Annotated in this window: 18 protein-coding genes; 5 read left to right on the top strand and 13 right to left on the bottom strand. The window is 34.4% G+C overall.

The features are described from left to right. Positions 1-32 precede the first annotated feature (32 nt). Complete coding sequence (locus IL45_RS04120) at positions 33-689, bottom strand: putative signal transducing protein (RefSeq protein WP_036580691.1); 657 nt, start codon at positions 687-689, stop codon at positions 33-35. A 107-nt stretch (positions 690-796) separates the two neighbouring features. After that, the gene (locus tag IL45_RS04115; protein ID WP_081866526.1) at positions 797-4,558 is read right to left on the bottom strand and encodes a tetratricopeptide repeat protein; all 3,762 of its coding nucleotides are present in this window, start codon (positions 4,556-4,558) and stop codon (positions 797-799) included. Positions 4,559-4,700: 142 nt separating this feature from the next. Between IL45_RS04115 and IL45_RS04110 the strand changes: the two genes are divergently transcribed. Next, positions 4,701-5,300 carry a PhnA domain-containing protein gene (locus IL45_RS04110; protein WP_036580684.1) on the top strand — a complete coding sequence of 200 codons (600 nt, stop codon included), beginning with the start codon at positions 4,701-4,703 and terminating at the stop codon, positions 5,298-5,300. Between the two features lie 48 nt (positions 5,301-5,348). On the opposite strand, the gene gldG is transcribed toward IL45_RS04110, so the two are convergent. The 4 genes from gldG to IL45_RS04090 are packed head-to-tail and all read right to left on the bottom strand — an operon-like array spanning position 5,349 to position 8,879. Continuing rightward, entirely contained in the window at positions 5,349-7,031 is a 1,683-nt protein-coding gene (gldG, locus tag IL45_RS04105; RefSeq protein ID WP_036580680.1) for a gliding motility-associated ABC transporter substrate-binding protein GldG, read from the bottom strand. Between the two features lie 2 nt (positions 7,032-7,033). Next, positions 7,034-7,759, bottom strand: a complete 726-nt coding sequence (gene gldF / locus IL45_RS04100) for a gliding motility-associated ABC transporter permease subunit GldF (protein ID WP_036580678.1) — start codon at positions 7,757-7,759, stop codon at positions 7,034-7,036. After that, positions 7,756-8,052, bottom strand: a complete 297-nt coding sequence (locus IL45_RS04095) for a putative quinol monooxygenase (protein WP_036580676.1) — start codon at positions 8,050-8,052, stop codon at positions 7,756-7,758. The genes gldF and IL45_RS04095 overlap by 4 nt, the downstream gene beginning before the upstream one ends. Beyond that, a complete protein-coding gene (locus IL45_RS04090) occupies positions 8,049-8,879 on the bottom strand; it encodes an SAM hydrolase/SAM-dependent halogenase family protein (protein WP_036580673.1) in 831 nt (276 codons plus the stop codon). Before IL45_RS04090 ends, IL45_RS04095 begins: the two co-directional genes overlap by 4 nt. A 160-nt stretch (positions 8,880-9,039) precedes the next feature. Here IL45_RS04090 and IL45_RS04085 point away from each other — a divergent pair, with 160 nt between their 5' ends. Together IL45_RS04085 and IL45_RS04080 are read left to right on the top strand one after the other, a co-directional pair. Next, a complete protein-coding gene (locus IL45_RS04085) occupies positions 9,040-9,993 on the top strand; it encodes a PhoH family protein (protein ID WP_036580670.1) in 954 nt (317 codons plus the stop codon). 145 nt (positions 9,994-10,138) lie between these two features. Next, positions 10,139-11,104, top strand: a complete 966-nt coding sequence (locus tag IL45_RS04080; RefSeq protein ID WP_036580667.1) for a phosphoribosylaminoimidazolesuccinocarboxamide synthase — start codon at positions 10,139-10,141, stop codon at positions 11,102-11,104. A 46-nt stretch (positions 11,105-11,150) separates the two neighbouring features. Here IL45_RS04080 and IL45_RS04075 read toward each other — a convergent pair whose 3' ends face one another. Then, positions 11,151-11,885: a flavodoxin family protein gene (locus tag IL45_RS04075; RefSeq protein ID WP_036580664.1), complete on the bottom strand. Its 735-nt coding sequence runs from the start codon at positions 11,883-11,885 to the stop codon at positions 11,151-11,153. Positions 11,886-12,072: 187 nt separating this feature from the next. Beyond that, a complete protein-coding gene (locus IL45_RS04070) occupies positions 12,073-13,050 on the bottom strand; it encodes a YitT family protein (protein ID WP_036580661.1) in 978 nt (325 codons plus the stop codon). A gap of 364 nt (positions 13,051-13,414) precedes the next feature. Between IL45_RS04070 and IL45_RS04065 the strand changes: the two genes are divergently transcribed. Continuing rightward, positions 13,415-14,458, top strand: coding sequence for a flavin-containing monooxygenase (locus tag IL45_RS04065; RefSeq protein WP_036580658.1), 1,044 nt, complete (start codon positions 13,415-13,417; stop codon positions 14,456-14,458). 81 nt (positions 14,459-14,539) lie between these two features. Here the strand turns inward: IL45_RS04065 and IL45_RS04060 are convergent, their stop codons facing one another. The 5 genes from IL45_RS04060 to IL45_RS04040 form a co-directional block, all read right to left on the bottom strand. Beyond that, positions 14,540-16,384, bottom strand: coding sequence for a PLP-dependent aminotransferase family protein (locus tag IL45_RS04060; protein WP_036580656.1), 1,845 nt, complete (start codon positions 16,382-16,384; stop codon positions 14,540-14,542). Between the two features lie 127 nt (positions 16,385-16,511). Then, positions 16,512-17,207 carry a ZIP family metal transporter gene (locus IL45_RS04055; protein ID WP_036580653.1) on the bottom strand — a complete coding sequence of 232 codons (696 nt, stop codon included), beginning with the start codon at positions 17,205-17,207 and terminating at the stop codon, positions 16,512-16,514. 226 nt (positions 17,208-17,433) lie between these two features. Next, positions 17,434-18,177 (bottom strand): hypothetical protein, encoded by a 744-nt coding sequence (locus IL45_RS04050; protein ID WP_036580652.1) that lies wholly within the window; start codon positions 18,175-18,177, stop codon positions 17,434-17,436. Positions 18,178-18,252: 75 nt separating this feature from the next. Continuing rightward, positions 18,253-18,687, bottom strand: coding sequence for a cupin domain-containing protein (locus IL45_RS04045; RefSeq protein WP_036581998.1), 435 nt, complete (start codon positions 18,685-18,687; stop codon positions 18,253-18,255). A gap of 88 nt (positions 18,688-18,775) precedes the next feature. Next, positions 18,776-20,506, bottom strand: a complete 1,731-nt coding sequence (locus IL45_RS04040) for a sodium:solute symporter family protein (protein WP_036580650.1) — start codon at positions 20,504-20,506, stop codon at positions 18,776-18,778. Between the two features lie 116 nt (positions 20,507-20,622). Here IL45_RS04040 and pfkA point away from each other — a divergent pair, with 116 nt between their 5' ends. Continuing rightward, positions 20,623-21,609, top strand: coding sequence for a 6-phosphofructokinase (pfkA, locus tag IL45_RS04035; protein WP_036581996.1), 987 nt, complete (start codon positions 20,623-20,625; stop codon positions 21,607-21,609). The last annotated feature ends 62 nt before the right edge of the window (positions 21,610-21,671 follow it).

The following is a 21,671-nucleotide window of genomic DNA, read 5'->3' as shown; positions in this document are numbered from 1 at the left end:
TTGAAAAGTTTTAAACTTTCCTTAAAAGTGATTTAGAAATAACTCAACATTTTCATGATAAGAACTATGGGCGCTATAATGACACCTATATAGAAGATTCTCTTACCGTGTTTTTTATCTTTTAAAGAGTAGGAATCAACTTTTTGACCATTGGGCAAAGTCTTCTTTGATGTCCATAAAAAATAACCGACGATTAGACCTAAAAAGCCACCTAGGATAGAAAAAATATAACCGGCAATAATCCATGCCTGTTGATTATCGTCAGGTTTTGCTAGTTCTTCTAATCGTTGTTTTTTTAAAGAAATAAGTAACTCTTTATCTATAGATTTCCCACGTTCTTTCAATAACTTTTGAGCTAGTGTGTAATCTAGACTGCTCCATTCATCAGATTTTAAGAGAACGTCATATAATTCTTTATCTGTGAAACTAAATAAATAATAATCTTTATCTATTTCATCGAGCACAGCGTTTGAATGTTGTTCTAGAATATCTTCAGCCTTTTCAAAATCGGCTTCATTGATACGCAATTCTATTTTATGTTGTAGGGTACTGCCTGAAAATGTGACATCGACAGGTGGTATATTGTCATCGATTACGACGTCTATATCGTTGTTTTCTAATAATTCCTTTATTTCTAGTGCTAGTTCTAAAGTTGGAAATCTTCTAAATATGGAGTATTCTTCTTGCATTGGTTAGGTTGTTTTTAAGATACGCTTTCGCGAAAGCGTAATTCTAAAAATAAAAAAAGAGGTTATGAATTCATAACCTCTTTTGTAATTAATAATTTATTGGACTATTACTTATAAGCGAGATATTGCTCTCTAGTTTCAATTACAGATTTTACAAAGTTTTTAAAGTCTGCATATTCAGAAGCTTTAATTACCTCTAAACTAGGTTTAGAAACAATTTTCACTTCTATTTTATTAGGTGCTAGTTCTTTATAAGTTATCGTATAGCTATGTTGCTTATAGCTTAATGATTTATTCTCTGGCACTTCAATAAACTTTTTACCTTCTTCTAATTCTATGGTAATAGACTCTGTATAAGATGATGTGTCTTCATAATCACGATATAAAATGTCATGTTTACGTTCATCCTCAGCAATAATACTTTGTGTGTATGGAACAGAGAATAGTGGTAGTTGGAAAGTCTTCATCTGTCCTATAGATCCAGGCTTAGAGAGTAAATTGAGTTCTGTCTCTACTTCAATACCATCTGATCCGTGATCATATGTTGCACTAACGATCTTTTCTACATCAAATGTTGCTGTAGAGCGATTTTCTAAGAAAGACTTTAGATTATCTTTTTTCAACTCTTCGTTTTCCTCGTCTGCTAGACTACGTAAGTATGATGAAGTACTTGCTTTAAGGTTAGTCGTTAATTTTGCTTTAAAAGCATCTTCTTTAACGGTTATATAAGCCGTAGTGTTGTATTGACTAGGTGCTGTCGCAGCATCTTGAAGAATGAATAAATCATTAGTCATTTTGTCATTTTTATCATATGGTATTTCAAGTCCAATAGCATGATTTAATGATCCAGGAACAGATTTATACGGTAGGTACTTATCGGTAAGTTCTAAAAATTGTTCTTTTCCATCAATTTTAGTTTTAACGATACAGTGGTTAAAATCTCTAGATGGTAATTTTAAAGCGTTTTCTCCATAATCTGAAGTAAGAATTAAAACAAGGTTAGCGTCTAGATCACTCATAGATGCTAACGTTACGAATAGAGTAGAGAAGTCCTTACAATCACCTAGTTTAGACTTGATTGTTTTAGACGGTTTTTGAGGTACATAGCCACTTTGCTTAAAGCTTACATAACTATATGTAAATTCATCTGTAATATAATCATAAATAGCTTTTGCTTTTTCGTCATCTGATTTACCATCATGTCCATTAGGGAAAATGGTGTTATATGCGGCTGTAACTTCATCTTCAATTTCTATCTGACTGCGTACTAGATCTGAATACCATTCTGAAATATCTTTCCAGTCTTTTAAAGTACTGATGTGGATGTGCTCTGTCTGGTCTACTAGGTTTTTCATATAGTCCTCTGCTAGAGTAATAGCTGCTACATCTTTAACGCTCCACTCATAAGTTTGCATTCCATCAGTCTTATATTTTTTAACTGGTATTTCACCATTAACAACTTCGTGATATAAAGGTCTATCACTTTCAGTAATAACTCTTAAGTGGTACTGCTTTATAGGATGATAGCCTTTCACATTATACACGTTATCATAATCTTTATAGAATCTACCGTAAGTGTAATATTCTGTTTCATAGTCTAAGTAAACAACATCGCCTATTTCTAGGTTGTTAAATACCATACTAGATCCACTACGTTCTGCTGGTTCTATGCTTTTATCTTTCTTTACAATTTCTGACTTTGTGATCATATAATTACCACCTAGACCAAGATTGTATTCTTTAATAGACTCAATTCCATTAAGTGTTGTTACCTCATAAATCATGGTACCGTGATAACGTACACCACCACGACTATATAGCATCAGGTTGTTTTCTTCAAGTATGATGTTAAGACCATAATTGTTCTCCATACCACTATCACGGTTCTTTTCAATGTACTTGTAATGATCTTTTGTTTTAATCTTTTCCATAGGATCTGTAATTCCTTTAAGATCATAAACTTTGCGACGTAAGGATAAATCAGATAAACTGCGGTCTAATTTTTCTTCGTACCACTTAATAGCTTCTTTTTTATTTTCTAACTTTAAGTAGGTATCACCCATTAATGAGCGTAGTCTTAAGGCATCTGGATAGTTTTTCAATCCTTTATTGATCAACTTTAAAGACTCATCATATTTCTTATTTTCATTATACACATAAACCATTCTTTGTAAATAGTTATTGTAGAAATCATATCTCAATAGGTTGGTTTTCATGATATCTTCCCATTCTTGCTTACGATTCTCTCTACTATAAATCCCAGCAAGATTGTTTATGATATACCAAGAGTGATATTTTTTGTGAGCGTCAGTTAAGATTTGTTCATATCTCTTTTCATCATTAAGAATCGAGTTATAAAAACCAGCATAAGTGGCAAGGCCTTTAATCGTGGTTCTTTCATCTTTAACAAGCCTGTCCAGAATCTTTTCAGCTTCTTTTTCTTCTTCATTACGTAAAGCGATGAATAAATCACACATTTCATCAATGGTATTCAGGTTAGTTGCACCTTGAATAGCACTCATTTTCTTTCTGAATTCTTGTTGATCCAGATTCATCAGTTTATCCGTATCTGAAAATTCTAAAATTAACGATTGATAATAATCTGGGTCATTCTTCATTAAATTTTCCATTACTTTAAGTGCCTCGTCTCCTTGATCACTTTCAGTATATGCATTCATTAACATGGTATTCAATAAAGAACTCTGTGGATTTTTCTTTAATTGTTCTTTTACTAAATTAATAGTTTCTTTATATCTAGCATTATGCTGTAAACTGTGGTATAAACCATAAAAGCTTAAGAAGTCATTAGGATTACTTTTCAGTTTATTTCTGAAAAAGGCCTCCATAGGATGTTCTAAAGTTTTAGCATTAACGCTTGCTGTAGTTCCCTTTTTATAAGATTTATTATTAAGATCATTACCTAATTCAAGAAGGTTTCCATTATTATCCATAAACCTTGCGATGTAATAAGGAGTACCACTAGAAGCAGATTTTATGAGAAGTCTATTTGAACCTGCATTCAAGGTTACCTCAATCTGATGAGCATCGATTTCAGTACGTACATCTTCTTTATCTTCAAGAATCTCAACACCATTTAGAAAAACCTTAATAATACCACCACGTCCTAATTGTAATACAGCTCTTTGCTCTTTATCAGATTGAATAAACGTTTGAGCATAATTAATTTTATTTCCATACTCGTCATGATTGATAAAATCTTTATAAGGACTCAATGGATTGTCTGGTGCAACATACCAATTCACAATTCCATTACCATTAGTGTCAAAACCATTTGCAGCAGTAGCTTCATTTTCTGGTGCATAAGTAATGTTTAATCCACTATCATTTAAGTTTTCAAAAGGACCTACTAGTTCCCAGTTTTCTATATTCTTGATAGAAGCAACAAGTTGTTTTTGTTTATCAAAATCTCTTGAGACCTCTGCATGAATGCTTTGCATATATGAATAAGCATCTCTAAGACTAGCATTTTGCAGTTGTGGAGTTTTAATTTCCTGTAATCTTCTTAGTTCTAAAGGAGCAAACCCTTGAGATTCGTAATCTGAGAATAAAAAAGTCTCATGCCACGAGGCAAATAAATAAGGTTCAAAATCTGCTTTGTTAAGCAAACCTTCTAAGTAGTTATAACCATTTGCAATCTCTCCGTTTTCTTTTAGGACTATTTGCTTTAGGTAATAATTCTCTACGTTACTTTGATCTAGTTTTTCAACTAGTTTAAGGGCGTCAGCTCGCTCATTGTTGAGCAATAGCTTTATAACCTTTTCTGATTTTTGAGCGCTTAATTGCATTGAAAACCCTAATAGAAAGACAATCATTAAGGATTTAAGCACAGTCATGTTCTTTTTCTGCATTTGTTATCGGTTAGTTGTTATTTAAGTCGCCTACAATATAGTCCATAATCTCATTTCTCAAAAATGGAATGAAAGAAGATTTTTACAAATTGTTATTTAAAGCGTTTAGGTTTTTTACCTTTGCCGTTCTTAAAAAATAAACATGTCAGACTTACTGAAACAATTAGAAGATCGATCTGGAAACGCTTGTGAACTTTGCTCGTCAACAGATACCCTAGAACAAAAAGTGGAACTTGCTGTTTATGAGGTGCCTGAGTCGCCTAAGAATGTGAAAGATATTTCGATATTAGCTTGTAAAGTCTGTCGTGAACAATTAGAGGATCATAGTAAGATCGATGTAAATCACTGGCGAGCACTTAATGATTCTATGTGGAGTACAATACCGGCAGTACAAGTGGTTGTTTATAGAATGTTAGATCAATTGAAGGCAGAAGGCTGGCCTCAAGATTTACTAGATATGATGTACCTAGAGGATGATACTAGAAACTGGGCAGAGGAAGGAATACAACGTGGTCCACAGATTATTCATAGAGATGTTAATGGTAATATTTTGAAAAGAGGTGATAGTGTTGTGATTATTAAAGATCTTGATGTAAAGGGATCAAGTCTTATCGCAAAACGTGGTACTGCTGTGCGCAATATCTCTTTAGTACATGATAATGCAGATCAAATTGAAGGCCGTGTAGGTCCTACACAAGTAGTGCTGTTAACTCAATATGTAAAGAAAACATCTGGAGAATAATTAAGAAGCGTTTTATATTAAAAAATTCATTTTAAACCTGTTGAGATTCTAAACAGAATACTTTTTCCTTCTTAAATAATTAAATACTAAACCGAATATTGCTACTGTAATTAGTGGTAATAAAACATTAATTAATTGCCATTTTGTACGCTCATCATAACTCTTTTTGAGGTTTAGAAAAGGAACGGTTATATTCTTACTACGCAATTGTATTAATCCGGTATCGTCTAATAGGTAATTAACGGTATTCATTAAAAACTCTTTATTACCGTAAAGCGCTCCTGTACGCATATCATATCCTAGCTCTTGAGCTTTTCCGCCGTCGATTTGATTTTTCATAACGTCACCATCTGCAATTAAAACGATAGCACTTTCTTTACCTTCATCTATTGAATTAGTCATTTCAAAAGGCTTTACTCTATTTTTATAGGCACTTGTAAAACTACCTTCGGCAAGAACGGCCAGAGGCTTTTCACCGACTTTGGTTGCTAGTGGATCTATCGGTTGATCTAGTTCTGCTAGAGATATAGCGGCAGGTAATATTTTAATTTGAGTATCAGGTGATGTACTTAATAGTACTGTCTTTTTGATACTATTTTTAAGAGTATCAATGGTACCGGTATATTCAAATTTTACTTCTTCTAGATTTTTAGTAATAGGGTTATCACTATCAGATTTTGAAATAGGGTAGTATGGCCAGTCAAAGGCTTCATATTGTGTATTACGACCTTGTCCAGTGGCTAGTGCAAGACCGCCAGCACGTTCATCTTTTACGATTCCGTTATTGAGTCTTAACCCATATTTAAATAGTAAGTTGTCTAGATTTAAATCTCGTGGCATTCCATAACCTATAGATTGTGGATTTGCAAGGCTATCATTTTCAAATATAATCGGATCTGCGGCTAGTAACATTTTTCCACCATCCATGATGTATTGGTCGATGATGTAATTCTTAGTCTCACTGAAAGCAACGGTAGGTTTAGGCTCAATGATTAAATCAAATTTATTGAGTTGATTTAAAACATCTACAGGAGTCACACTATCATTATCCTTTACAAATTCAATTCCAAAAGGTGCAACCCGATAATATTGCTGTAAGGTTTTAATAAAGTCTCTAATCTGTAAATCACTCAACTCACCACTATCTCTTAAAACGGCAATTGTTTTAGATTTTTCATTAATAACTTTACTCATTCCATCGGCAAACTGATATTCGAGCTGTTGTATAGATGAGTTTACTCGTTCTTCCATCGTGGCACGAGCAACTGTTTTTAATAAAGGTACAGCAGTAGTTTTACCATTATATACCATTATAGCCCATGGAAACACAACAACTTTTGTGCTTTTTCCTCCTTCCATAATTGTAGCCATGGCTGGTTTAATGCCATATTGAGCTAGACGCATCGTTATTTGCTCTACTGCTTCTGTGCTTTCATCCTCTGTCGGGTTAACAAAATTGAATTTTATATTCTTATTAATTGCAGCATACTCTTCCAGTAATTGCTGTGTCTCTGACTGTAGTTTACGGAATTCTGGTGGTAGCTCACCATCTAGAAATACATCTATAAGCATGGTGCTTTCCACACTTTCTGCCAGTTGTGTTGCGACAGGTGATAGTGTATAACGTTGGTCTTTGGTTAGGTCAAAACGTTCGTACCATTTACTAGCGCCATAATTTATAAGAACTAGCGCAGCAACAATAACGATAAGGGAAATAACAATCTTTTTCATTCTTATTGCTTCTGGGTGATTATTTTAAGACTCAATTCGCTTAAAGCGAAAAACAATACAGCAATGCTCAAGAAGTAAATGACATCTCTAGTATCTATAACGCCTCGTGCCATACTCTCGTAATGATATTTTAAGCCTAGAAAAGCCAGTCCATCATTTTCAATAACCGTAGAGAAACCTTCAAATCCAAAATACATTATAAAGCACAAAACGGCCGAGAGCAAAAAGGCTATAATTTGATTGGAAGTAATTGAAGAACAAAATACACCTATTGCGACATAACATAAAACTAATAGCATTACACCAGCATAGCTACCGATGGTACTTCCTATATCTAGATTATTTACCTTTTCTCCTAACTGTGCTATGGTAAATACATATAACAAAGTAGGCAGCAAGGCGATAACGATAAGAGTGACACCAGCGAGGTATTTTCCAGCTATAATGCTTCTAAATGATATAGGTCGAGTAAAAATCATTTCTAGGGTTCCTAGATTGCGTTCAATAGTAAAACTGCGCATAGTAACCGCTGGAATAAGAAAAATAAATAACCATGGTATCAGTAAAAAGAAAGGCGATAAGTCTGCAAATCCATAATTAAGGATGTTAAACTCGCCATCAAATACAAAAAGGAAAAGACTGGTTACAAGTAAAAAAATAGCAATAACTAGGTAACCCGTTATGCTAGAAAAATAGCTTCTTAATTCTTTTAAATAAATTGCTTTCATAAAAGACTATGTATCTTATTTAAAGAGTTGGCTGATGGTTTTTGATCAAAAAGAGCTTTAGTAGCTGGCCATACCTCACTGAATAACGCAGAATGTCGATAATTATTAAGTGCTTCTTCATTTTCCCAATAGCTATAGGTATAAAAGCTACATGAATCTTCTTTATCTTGATAAAGTTCTAGTAAACTACAACCATCTTGGTCGCGTATTTGCTCTTTATGAGTGTCGAACAATTTCTCAAAAGCAGCGACAGCGTCTGGTCTAAAATGCATTCTTACGATACGTACTATCATGTCTCGTTAAATTTTATGTTGATAGGAGTGTTGTCTTTAAGTCCAAAGAGACTACTGGCACTACCTATGGTAATCGGGTTAGATTTATAAGTTGCAATTTCTATATAACCAGAACTATTAAAAATCACTATAGCTCTACCATCGATATCACGTTTATAATCTTCTTTACTAAAATCTATGAAGCCAGAATAATGGTCATAGATTTTATAATGTTTCTCACTGCGTGCAGTAAGTGTAAACTCTCGTCCCTTTCCTGTGGATTTAAACAGATCTCTGGTAATATTTGTTACTGCATTACCATAGTTATCGATATAGATAACCTGACCATTAATAGAATTATTAGCAACGGCTGGTTGCATGCCAGATATATTTTTTAATCTTTCAATAGGTTTCCCAATTACTTCTAAGGTTCCTCCACGAGCTATATGACAAGCAGTTTGTACAAAAGCATCCATCACCGTAAAGTTTGAAGTAATACGATCGTGGATGTTAATTTCAACAATTTTATCTGCGTTAAATTTTGCTGTGAGTAAACACATAATACCGTTATCTGCACAGACAAAGTAATGACCATCCATATAAACTGCTACATGCTTATTATCTGGTGTATGCTCTGCATCTACACCTATGATATGAATTGTCCCTTTCGGAAAAGTGTAGTAGGCGTTTTTAATGATGTATGCCGCTTCGGCAATATGAAATGGAGTAACGAGATGCGAAATATCAACAATGTTAATATCTAGCAATTCATTAAAGATTGCTCCTTTAACCGCGCCTACATAGGGATCTTTTAATCCAAAATCTGTGGTCAATGTTATTATAGGCATAAAGGTGCTGGAAAGTTGTTAATTAAATAAGGATTAAATTTTTGTTACAATTGCTATTTTCCTGATTCAATTCTTTAAATTGTTACAAGTTTTGCAAGTGTTACATGCTCTAGCAAAATTATAAAATAATAAACGCAATCATTCATATAATTATACGCTTTTGAACGAACTTATCATTGACCTTTCAGAATCTAATCCTAGAGAGTTTTTTGGGGTTAGAAATAAAAATCTAGCTTTCTTAAAAAAGCACTTTCCTAAACTTAAAATAGTCGCACGTGGCAGCACGATGAAAGTTTTTGGTGATGAAGAACAATTACAAGAATTTGATAAACGTATTCAGATGATGCTAGAGCATTACGGAAAGTATAATACGATGGATGAAAATATTATGGAACGAGTACTAACTAGCAATAGTAGAGAGGACTATGATAACGCAAAAGGTAGTGGTGATACTCTAGTACATGGCGTAAGTGGAAAGATAATTAAGGCCAAAACTCCTAATCAACGCAAACTAGTAGAACTTACTAAGAAGAATGATATGGTCTTTGCCATCGGACCTGCTGGAACAGGTAAGACATACATGGGTGTAGCAATGGCTGTAAGAGCACTTAAAGAGAAACAGGTTAAACGCATTATTATGACTAGACCGGCTGTAGAAGCTGGTGAGAATTTAGGTTTCCTACCAGGTGACCTTAAAGAAAAACTAGATCCATACATGCAGCCTATTTATGATGCCTTGCGAGATATGATCCCAGCAGAGAAGCTTTCTACTTATATAGAGAAAGGAATTATTCAAATTGCACCGCTCGCTTTTATGAGAGGTAGAACGCTAGATGGTGCTTTTGTGATTCTTGATGAAGCTCAAAACACGACACATGCACAGATGAAAATGTTCCTAACACGTATGGGGAAAGATGCAAAATTTTTCATTACTGGCGATCCTGGACAAATTGATTTACCGCGACGTGTTATTTCTGGACTTAAGGAGGCTTTATTGATCCTTAAAGATGTTGATGGAGTAGGTATGATGTACCTAGACGACAACGATGTGGTGCGTCATAGACTTGTAAAAAAGGTTATTGCCGCTTATAAGGATATTGAGAATAGAAATTAATTGTATTTTTTTGCTTTCGCGAAAGCGTAAACATCAATATTATATATTTTTCATATCTAGTCAATAACTTATTAAAAATATCCTTCTATTTTTCTCTAAAATTTAAGAAGAATATTTGAAATTTGTAATTCACAGCACAAGCATTATGAATTTACCAAATACTATTACAGATATAGATTTTAATTTCCCTAACCAGACTCATGTCTATAAAGGTAAAGTACGCCAGGTGTATAGCGTTAATGATGACCTATTGATCATGGTAGCTAGTGATAGGTTAAGTGCTTTTGACGTAGTAATGCCTAGAGGTATCCCTTATAAAGGTCAGATTCTTAATCAGATAGCTACACAAATGATGCAGGCTACTGAAGACATTGTTCCTAACTGGTTACTTGCAACTCCAGATCCCAATGTTGCTATAGGTTACCAGTGCGAGCCATTTAAAGTAGAAATGGTAATACGTGGTTATATGAGTGGCCACGCTGCAAGAGAATACAAAGCTGGACGTAGAATGATTTGTGGAGTAGCCATGCCAGATGGTTTAAAGGAAAACGATCCATTTCCAGAGCCTATTATTACTCCTGCTACTAAAGCAGAAATGGGTGATCATGATGAAGATATATCAAGAGAAGACATCATATCTCGTGGTATTGTAAGTGAGCATGATTATGAAATTTTAGAAAAATATACTCGTGATTTATTTAAACGCGGTAGTCAACTCGCCAAAAAGAGAGGTTTAATACTGGTAGACACTAAGTATGAATTTGGTAAAACCAAAGACGGCAAAATAGTCTTAATAGATGAAATCCATACACCAGATTCCTCTCGATATTTTTATGCAGAAGGTTACCAAGCTCGTCAAGATAGGAGTGAACCTCAAAAACAGTTGAGTAAAGAATTTGTGCGTCAGTGGTTAATATCTCACAATTTTCAAGGATTAGAAGGTCAAACATTACCAGAAATGGATGATGATTACATTTTATCTGTAAGTGATCGTTACATCGAATTATATGAAAAAATCACTGGTAAAGAATTTGAAAAATCAGATACCAGTGATATTAAAAATCGTATCGAATCAAATGTTCAAGATTGGTTTGAAGCAAACTTTCTGTAGTAATTTGCCTTATTAATCTTTGAATCTATTGCTAGGTGCGTTGTGACTATCTATACTCTGGGTTGTCAAATTCCCATCGCTTGCCATCATCCCACTGCGCTCTAGAATTTCCATAACTAGGATATCCTCCATTTGCTTTAAGCATTGCGGCTAGATGTAATAGGTTATAGGTCATAAATGTGGTGTTTCTATTGGTAAAATCGCTTTTAAAACCTACTGGTGGATTGATTTTTTCACCTTGCCATTCTGTATCGCCATAACTAGGACCAGGACCTACTTCACCTATCCATCCACAGTCTGCTTGTGGTGGGATAGAATAACCTACATGTTGTAATGAATAGAGTATTCCCATGGCACAATGTTTAACGCCATCTTCATTACCAGTGACCATACAGCCGCCTACTTTACCATAGAATTTATATTGTCCTTTATCATTAGTCTGACCACTCATGGCATATAATCGTTCGATAAGCTTTTGAGCTTCTGATGATTTTTCTCCTAGCCATATAGGTGTTCCTATGATCAATATATCTGCGTTTATAATTTTTTTAAATATAGAAGGCCACTCGTCCTTATCCCATCCATGTTCTGTCATATCTGGATAAACGCCACTTGCAACATCATGGTCGATGAACCTGATGGTTTCTACTTTTACATTTTCCTTTCTCATTATTTCTTGAGAAACATCAATTAAGGAGTCTGTATGACTATGTTGAGGAGATTTCTTTAAAGTACAGTTTACATATACAACACTTAAGTTGCTGAAATCATGTTTTTCCATAAAGCTTATTTAAATTTTGAACTGTTATGCGGTAATCGCTTAACTTGTTAGAAAGCTTAAGTTATTACTAATCATTGAGATATCGTCCTAATAAAAACTCAAAATGTAAATATGTATCCATTATCATACAGATTGTTTAAGTTACAAACATTTGATAATGTCATGTAAGATATGTTATAATTAAATCTTAACCCTTCAAAGGTCTTTTCTTTATCATACCACCTTTAATGTCTTTTATACTGTTCATAATTATAAAAGCGTTGGGTTCAATTTTTTCAATTTCAGTGTTAAGTTTATTTAATTCTAGACGGGTAATAACAGTATATATGATATCCATATCTTTTGAAACTCCATTTTTTGCATATCCGCCTTGTCCTTTATAGATCGTGACACCACGACCTAATTTACCGACTAGAGTCTCCTTAATACGATTGCTTTGTGAAGAAATAATGGTAACACCTATATATTCTTCAATACCTTCTATTACAAAGTCTAATGTTTTAGAAGCTGCTATGTATGTAATCATTGAGTACAGGGCAATTTCTATCGATAGAAAATAGGCCGCGACGGAAAATATGATAATATTGATAAGGATAATGATGTCACCTATGGTAGTAGAGAATTTTCTACTTAAAAATATAGCCAGAATTTCTGTTCCATCAATTACAGCACCACCACGGATAGATAACCCAATACCTGCTCCTAAAAAGAACCCACCAAAAATAGCCACTAGTAAGTCATCATCAGTAACATTAGGAAAAGGTACAACGGCAACACAAAGAGCAAGGCCCATTATCGCTAGAGCCGTCTTGATGGCAAATCGTTGCCCCATAATTTTATAACCTAAAATTACAAAAGGTAAATTGACAGCTATAATTAAGATATATAAGGGGACACCAGTTACCGCTGCTACTAGTAGTGATATACCGGTAGCACCGCCATCTATGAAATCATTAGTAAGTAAAAAACCTTTAAACCCAAAAGACGCTGAAAAGATTCCAATAATAATGAGAATGAAATTTTTAAAATTACGCTTTAATGAGACTATGAAATCGTGATATTTTTTAGCGAGTTTATATTCAGACGGTTTCCCTTTAGGGTACTTCTTTTTATCTCTAAAGTTTTTTGTAGACTGAACAATAAGGTTTGCTAAAAATGGATTCATTCTTCTTAGAAAATTAAATGTGAAATGAAAAGAGCGATTCTTAAAAGATCAAAATCAATTCATTTTTTAAAGGTTCAAGATATTTTAAAGATATCAATAAGAACCTTACTGGCAAGTACTATATTAATAATTAAATTATAATATTACAATGATTTATTTTTGTTTAAAACATTGATTTTTAAATACTTAAGGCGTTCTGTTGCGTGTTTTTTTATAATCTTATTCATTCTACTGATTATGCGCAGTATGAATCGACCAATTCGACAATTAAAAAAGTTTGATGGTCTTACTTCTTCAGTACTTTGTATTCTAAAGAACACTTTATTAGTCCTTACTTTTGCAACGAATTATAAAGAGTAACTAGATGTTGGATTATGTAGTAATTGGTGGCGCACAAGCAGGCTTGTCCATGGCTTATCACTTACAGAAACAAAATAAAAAGTTTATCGTTATTGATGGTGAAAAGGAAGTTGGTGCTTCTTGGTTAAATAGATGGGATTCTCTTAAACTATTTACTCCAACAGAATACAATCATTTACCAGGATTAAAATTTAGAGCTCCTAAGAATCATTATCCAACTAAATTTGAAGTAGCAAACTATTTTAAATCCTATGTTAAAAAGTTTGATATTCCTATACAGTTAAACACCTTAGTAACCTCTGTTCGCAAGAATAAGAAGACTTTTATAATAGAGTATAAAGATGGCTTTATAGAGTCTAAAAATGTCATAGTCGCTACAGGTCCTTTTCACATTCCTTATACTCCACCTTGCCATACCAAAGCTTCTCAAGAAATATTACAGATTCATAGTAATTACTATAAAAATGCTGTTCAATTACAAGAAGGTGATGCTCTAGTAGTAGGTGGAGGAGATTCTGGCTACCAGATTCTTAATGAAATTTCTAAAGATTCTACGAGAACAGTTTATTTTTCTGGAGACACTACAGTAAAGTCATTACCACAACAGTTTTTAGGAAAAACCTTATGGTGGTGGTTTACGATAACCGGTTTTTTAAATTATAATAAATACAGCTGGATAGGAAAGAAGATTAATTCATCTACACAACCAGTAATTGGTACGGACGTTAAAGGAATACTATCTAGAGAAAATGTGATACCGGTAGGAAGAACAAAAGATGCATCGGATCAAAAGATAATTTTTGAAAATAAAAAAGTCTCAACTATTAAAAATATTATTTGGGCAACAGGTTATCGACCTAATTTTTCATGGATAGAAGGATTAGAACTAGACGCTAATAATTATCCTAAAAATTATCGCGGTATTAGCAATATTAAAGGTTTGTACTTTATGGGCTTACCATGGATGTATACACGTGGATCAGCAACATTAGGTGGTGTTTCTAAGGATGCTGATTTTCTTGCAAACTATATTAATTCTAAAAATTAATTAACCTAAATTGATATTTAAAAAGGCTGTTAAATCTTAGATTTAACAGCCTTTTTAATATGACAATGACATCAATTAAATTTAGATGCTATCTACAAAGTCTTTAAAAACTTTTTTATGTAGATCTAAATCTAGATCTGGCGATAAAGAAGCTCTTACAATATAATCCTTATCACCTTCTTTAGTCGTTCCTTGTGTTGATGTTGCAGGTATGGTCCAATAGCAACCTTTAAGCTGTCCATAACTCACGCAAAATTTACTCTCTTGAGGAATCTCAGTAATCATTAAATTAATAAGCTTAAGGTTTAACTCACGCTTATATCTCTCACGTTCTTCGTCATTATTCCCTTGAGTAGGAAGATCAAGTGAAAATACAGATGGAGTAAATCCTTGTTCTGCAAGTTCTTCAGATACAAAATTGATTTTTGCATTAGGCAAAATTTCTTGGACAAATGTCACAAACTCACGAGTGTTTTTATAAGCATCTTTGATACGTTGATTCATTGATGGTAATTGTGCTGCAAGAATTTCGTATTGTAAAGCAGTAGCTTCATTATCGCACAATGTTAAGTGCAAATCTATCTTATCAATTAAAGCACTAGTCTTATTATTACCTACACAGTATCCCGCAGTACACTTTCCACCACTTGGAAATTTAGAACCGCTAGCATAAGAAATAGTTCTTACCGTAGATAACATCTTTCCATCACCTAAAAAGTGTACATTAGGACAAAAGGTTTGGTCTAATATAAATACTGGATCTATTGCTATAGTTCCATCAGGCGTTTTGCGTTCTTTACTTAAAGCTTCTTTTAAAGCCACTAGATCAGGAACCTCAACTCTTGGGTTTGTTGGTATTTCAGCAATAATATATGGGACAGCATCTTGAGCAGCGATTTGATTTAAAACAAGATCGACACTTTGTACCATATCATTATCACCATCTACTGGTAAATCAACAACTTCTACATTATTTAAGCAAGCAGCAACACGTCTAGCTTGATCATTAGTTCCGCCATAACAATTAGGTGGTACGATAAATTTAATAGCTTTACCAGGATGGTTTACTTGTGCATCGTGTATAAGTCCCATCATTATAGCATATTGTATAGATAAACCACTAGATGCGACTAAAGGCGTTAACTCTGTGCCTGTAATTTCTTTGATAGAGTTGAGTACACTTGTTTTATCTGCACTTAAATTGTTTTTTTCTAAAACGATAGGCTTTTGGTCTACTAGAGATTTTAAGGCCACTAGTGAATTAGATGGCGTCATCGCAATAGTTTCTCGTCTACGTACATGTTGTATGTCAGAAATAAAGGTTTTATCTAGAGAGCTATTAATGACTAGAATACTACCTAAATCACCATGTAAACTAATGGAGAAGTCAATATTTGAATTTAAATCTACTGTATTTATTTCATCGTGTTCAGCTATAAAAATCGTACTACCGTTAAATGATGCTACATCAGATGGAGCGTTTACCTTTTGCAATTGAAAATGATATCCATAAACCTCTTTTAAAAGTTCTGAATTTAAAATGGCAGGTAGCTCACCAGTGTAATTAATTTGGGTATCTCTATCTTCCAATAAATTTTTTCTCAACACAGCAAGAACAGGAATTGTCTTTGATGAAAAGCTAATAACATTTTCTGCATCTAGCCCATGTAGATGAGCAATTCCCCATTCTAACACACTAGACAGTGGATGACCTAACCTTATGTAGTCATAGGCTGTGGGCAATACAGCTAGAGCTCCAGTACTAGCATTATTTTTACTATAAAGAGTTTCTAACTGGTCTAGGAATTGAGTTTTTGCAAGCTTTTCATTATAAATATCCAGTCTATGTGTCGTAAGACCTAACCAATCTGCAGGATGATTTTTAATGATATCTTTTATATAATTGAGAACTTTATTGTCTTTCATAAGTATTAAAATAATGATACAAAAATATAGATTAATTAAGGGTCTAAGGAAGGTTTAACAAGATGTTTAATATCCTATGTTCTAGCTTTAAAAAACTTATCTAAAATCTTGATGATTATTTATCATATCATTCACCTAACGAATTCAAAAACAATGCTAGAATTAGTCCTATAGTAGTGGCAATTCCAGTCCAATACTTATCTTTTTTAAATGATTTAGGAAACACTTCTAGGGCTAGTGATGCTACTACAGCGCCACCGGCAAAACTCTTGATGTAATTCAAGTATTCTTGCTTAACATCAGATAGTAAAAAATGTCCCACTAATGCCGCCATAGCAAGTATTGCTGCTGTAGCTATCCATAATAAAAGCACTTTCTTTTTAGAATGGTTTTCAGACATTTCCTTAGCGCCGCCAGCTGCTTCGGGTAAATTAGATAATAAAATTGAACCCGATAAAGCTGCTACAGATAATGGGCCAGCACCTATTAAAGCAACACCTAATGCAAGATTCTCAGGGATACCATCTAAAGTGATTGCAGCTAGTAAACCACCACCACTGTTATTACCCCATTTTTTCTTAACTAGATAATCTAAGCCTGTAAAGGTGGTAGCTCCTATAAAAACAACCGCAAGAGTGATGTAAACTGAATTGTTTTCTAAAGCTGGATTAATTAGTTCTAGTAAGGCAGACACTAATAAAGCTCCGCCAGCAAGAGCTACTAGAAATCCTTCTGTTTTTTTAGTTAGGCTACCATAAATACCCCATAAAGCTCCAGCAATCAACGCCGCCGAAACCACAAATACCACAATACTAGTCGTCATATTTCATCTAATTTAGATTTTATGTGAGTTTGTTTCATTCGCTTTCGCGAAAGCGAGTATCACATTTATTATCGACCATAAATACCTGAACTATAGATATGAAAACATATTGATGACTATAGAAACAAGTTTTATCTTTTAAAAATACTTAATTTAAAAAGCCCAAAGAAACATCTTGAGAGCCTTTGAGCTTTGAGGAAAGAAAATACTTTTATTTATACTATTTCTACTCTAAACCTGCATTAAACCAATAGTCGATACGTGTAGGCTCTTTTTGGGATGATGGTCTCTCACCACGATTACCTCTACCGCCACCAGATCCACCACGGCCACCGCCACGTTGATTGCCTCCTCGCATACTGACACCAGTATCTGATGGACTTTCACGATCTTTCTTTTTTTCTGGCATGTTTGTAAAGATACCTATGGTAAGCTTTGATAAATCAAGTTTATCATCTTGAGTAATTCTATTCTTAGGGATTTTTATTGAATATTCAAGAGTGTCTTGTTCTTCTCCGGTCATTTGATAGCCCATTGAGATGTCAAAAGCGTTTAAATCTTTATGGAATTCTTGTTGATCGCCATAGTAAGCATATTCTGCTTCACCTGGAATATTGGCAATGATTTCTTGATAATCGATAGATGGCGCCTCGTCAGTGTTATTTTGCGGTCTAGAAGATCTATTAGGGCGTTGTGGTGTGTTGTGGTATGGATACCTTACAAAAACGTTTCGCTCTTTATTACCAGTTTCATCAAAGTAAACGGTAAGTCCATGTCTAAGAATAGAGAGCGTGGTTTCTTTATGTGTAGTACTTATGTTTAAAAATATATAATTAGAATCCTGATCTATTGTATAATTGATATGATGATCTGTGATACGTGTAGCGTCTGTAGGTTCTTGTATCATTGCTAGCGCACTATAAGTGGTAAATGCCGCAATACATAACCATAAGAATCCATTAAATCTCATAACTGTCCTTTTAAGTTGGCCATATGACTACTGGAACTTAAAAAAGTTTAAAGAATAAAAAAACGTAAAGACTAATTAGTCATTATAGATGTCAAATGATACAGCTACAGATTGCATTAAATCTTCATTTTCAAAATCTTGATCAGACATTTTAGAAAGTCGTTCTAGATACTTGTCAAACTGTCCATTTTTAAAAATAGTAAGCATCTTGCCGCCATGGTTACAACGAGCAGCATGCCAGATGTTGACAGGTACGGTTATCGTGTCTCCTTTCTCAAGTATAATAGTTTGATCATCAAAAATTAACTCGACCTCACCTTCTAAAATATAAAAGATTTCGGTCATCAATTTATGATGATGTCTCGGTAAATAAAAACCTGGTTTTAAAGTATCCTCAACAATACATAATTCTCCATTAGTTTGATCTGAGGATAGTTTTACAAAGCAGTGATCTTGTGAGTAGTTATAGTTTTGGCCTTCGCCGTTTCTTATGGTTTCTATCTTATTCATATCTTTAATTGATTTTAATTCCACCATTTCGCGCAAGCGTGTAAAGGATCATATTGATACTATAAAGCCTAAGCAATGTCCTTAACCTCTAAAATAACTTTTTTCTTAAGGCGATTAACCCTAACACACATATGATAAATAGTCCCATAAGACTAGCACCCATGGCGACATCTCCATAGAGAAATTTGCCTATTGAGAATAAGAGACTATAGACACCGATGATTCCCATAAAAAAGCCTAATATTTTTATTGGAAAATTATGGAACTTTGATTCTTTACCAAAGATGACGTGATTAAAATGATCTAAAGTCTCTGCCTGTGTAGGTCTGGTAGCAAATGTGGCGATAAGCCATGCCGTGGTGGTTATTACAACATTAAAACAGATCTTTTCATATCCTGCCCAGTTTGCAAATAATTGCGTGTCTAAACGGCTGTCTGCAAAAAAGATCATGGCGATGATTAGCGAGCTAGCCATAGCCGTAATTTCACTCCATGGATTTATACGATGCCAGAACCATCGTAATATAAAGAGTAAACCAGATCCAGCACCTATTTGTATGACTAGGTCAAAAGCATCTTTGGCCTGTTCTAAAACTAGGGATAGTAAACCAGCACAAGCCATCATAATAACGATAGAAACTCTACCAACTATAATCTTTTGTTTTTCGCTAGCGTCCTTTTTTACAAACCGCGCATAGAAATCGTTCACCACATAACTAGAACCCCAATTTAAATGAGTGGATATCGTACTCATAAAGGCTGCTATTAAACTGGTAATGACTAGACCTAATAATCCCGCTGGTAAAAAGGTGAGCATCGCTGGATAACTCAAGTCATCTTTTACAAACTTAGGATCTAGATTAGGAAATGCTGTTGCCAGTGATTCTAAATTAGGATATATAATAAGAGAAGCCAGACCTATTATAATCCATGGCCATGGGCGTAGTGCATAGTGTGCTAGATTGAAAAATAATACCGCCCATGTAGCATTTTTCTCATCCTTTGCAGCAAGCATGCGTTGTGCCACATAGCCACCACCACCAGGCTCTGCACCAGGATACCAGGTACTCCACCATTGAACTGCAAGAGGTATTAGAAAGATGCCCATCATCAACTCTGTATTAGAAAAGTCAGGCAATAGGTTGATCTTACTCGCGACATTAGGATGCGTGATGAGGTTTTGCATTCCATTGACCTCAGGTAAGTCTAGAATGTACATAGTAGCCCATATAGATCCTACCATGGCTATTATAAATTGAATAAAGTCTGTAATTAAAACACCTTTTAGTCCACCTAGTAAAGAATAAAGAACGGTAACTATGGATGCAATCCACAGTGTCTCACCAGCTGTAAAGTTAAACATAACATTACCTATTTTAATAGCTGCTAGGCAAACAGTAGCCATAATAATGATATTGAATATAACACCTAGATAGATCGCTCTAAAACCTCTTAAAAACGCAGCGCTTTTACCTTGATATCTTAATTCATAGAATTCTAAATCTGTAGTAACTCCACTACGTCGCCACAATCGAGCATAGAAAAAGACAGTTAGCATACCAGTAAGTAGAAAAGCCCACCATTCCCAATTTCCTGCAACACCAGTGTCTCGCACAATTCCTGCGACTAGATTAGGCGTGTCTGCCGCAAAAGTTGTTGCGACCATAGAAACTCCTAAAAGCCACCACGGCATATTGCGCCCTGATAAGTAAAATGAAGAAGCGTTCTTAGAACTTTTCTTTGAGACAGCAATTCCTACAAAAAGGGAGACCAAAAAGAACGATATGATGATTAGGAAGTCAATGAGTTCTAGTGCCATAGGTAAAAGTTATTAACGATAACGTTTGAATTATTAGAATTGGTTAAATATAGAATAAAACATGAGTTTCATTAAGGATTCTTTGCTAGATTAGCATGGATTATATGAAAAACGCAATGAATCAAACGATTAAGAAAATAGGTGTAATGACCTCTGGAGGCGATTCTCCAGGGATGAATGCTGCTTTAAGATCTGTAGTACGTACCTGTGCATTTCATGGTGTAGAATGTTTAGGTATTTATCGTGGTTATCAAGGACTGATAGAAGGAGACTTTAAAGAAATGACGGCACGTAGTGTCAATAACATTATTAATAAAGGAGGAACTATACTTAAAAGCGCACGCTCACAAGAATTTCGCACGGTAGAAGGAAGGAAGAAAGCATATGAGCATGTAAAGGCATCAGGTATGGATGCTCTAGTAGTCATAGGTGGTGATGGTAGTTTTACCGGTGGAATGGTTTTTAATGAAGAATTTAATTTTCCTGTAATGGGAATACCAGGTACTATAGATAATGATATTTATGGGACCAGTTCAACGCTAGGTTTTGATACAGCATTAAATACAGTAGTAGAATGTATCGATAAAATTAGAGATACCGCTAGTTCACATAATAGATTATTCTTTGTAGAAGTTATGGGACGCGATGTAGGGCATATAGCTCTTAATGCTGGAGTAGGTGCTGGAGCAGAAGAAATCTTAATCCCTGAAGAAGATATGGGAAAAGATCGTCTGGTAGAGAGTTTAAAGCGTAGTCGTGAATCTGGTAAATCTTCTAGTATCGTTGTCGTAGCAGAAGGTGATAAAACCGGCGATAATGTATTTGAACTTAAAGATTATGTAGAGAAGAACATGCCAGAGTATGAGGTACGTGTATCGGTGCTGGGTCACATGCAACGCGGTGGATCACCATCATGTTGGGATCGTGTTCTAGCGAGTCGCATGGGTGTTAAAGCTGTTGAAAGCCTTCTAGAAGGTAAGACTAATTACATGGTCGGTATCAATAATAATAAGATAGAGTTATGTCCATTGGATATGGCTGTTAAAGGAAAAACTGAAATTGACACAGAGCTTTTAAGAGTATCTGATATTATGACGGTTTAATAGAATTTTTTAAATACGCTTTCGCGAAAGCGTGCAAACAACAATTAACAAGAACTAACAAT

Source organism: Nonlabens ulvanivorans, assembly GCF_000732625.1.
Taxonomy (GTDB): domain Bacteria; phylum Bacteroidota; class Bacteroidia; order Flavobacteriales; family Flavobacteriaceae; genus Nonlabens; species Nonlabens ulvanivorans.
This window is presented reverse-complemented; position numbering and strand designations above follow the sequence as displayed.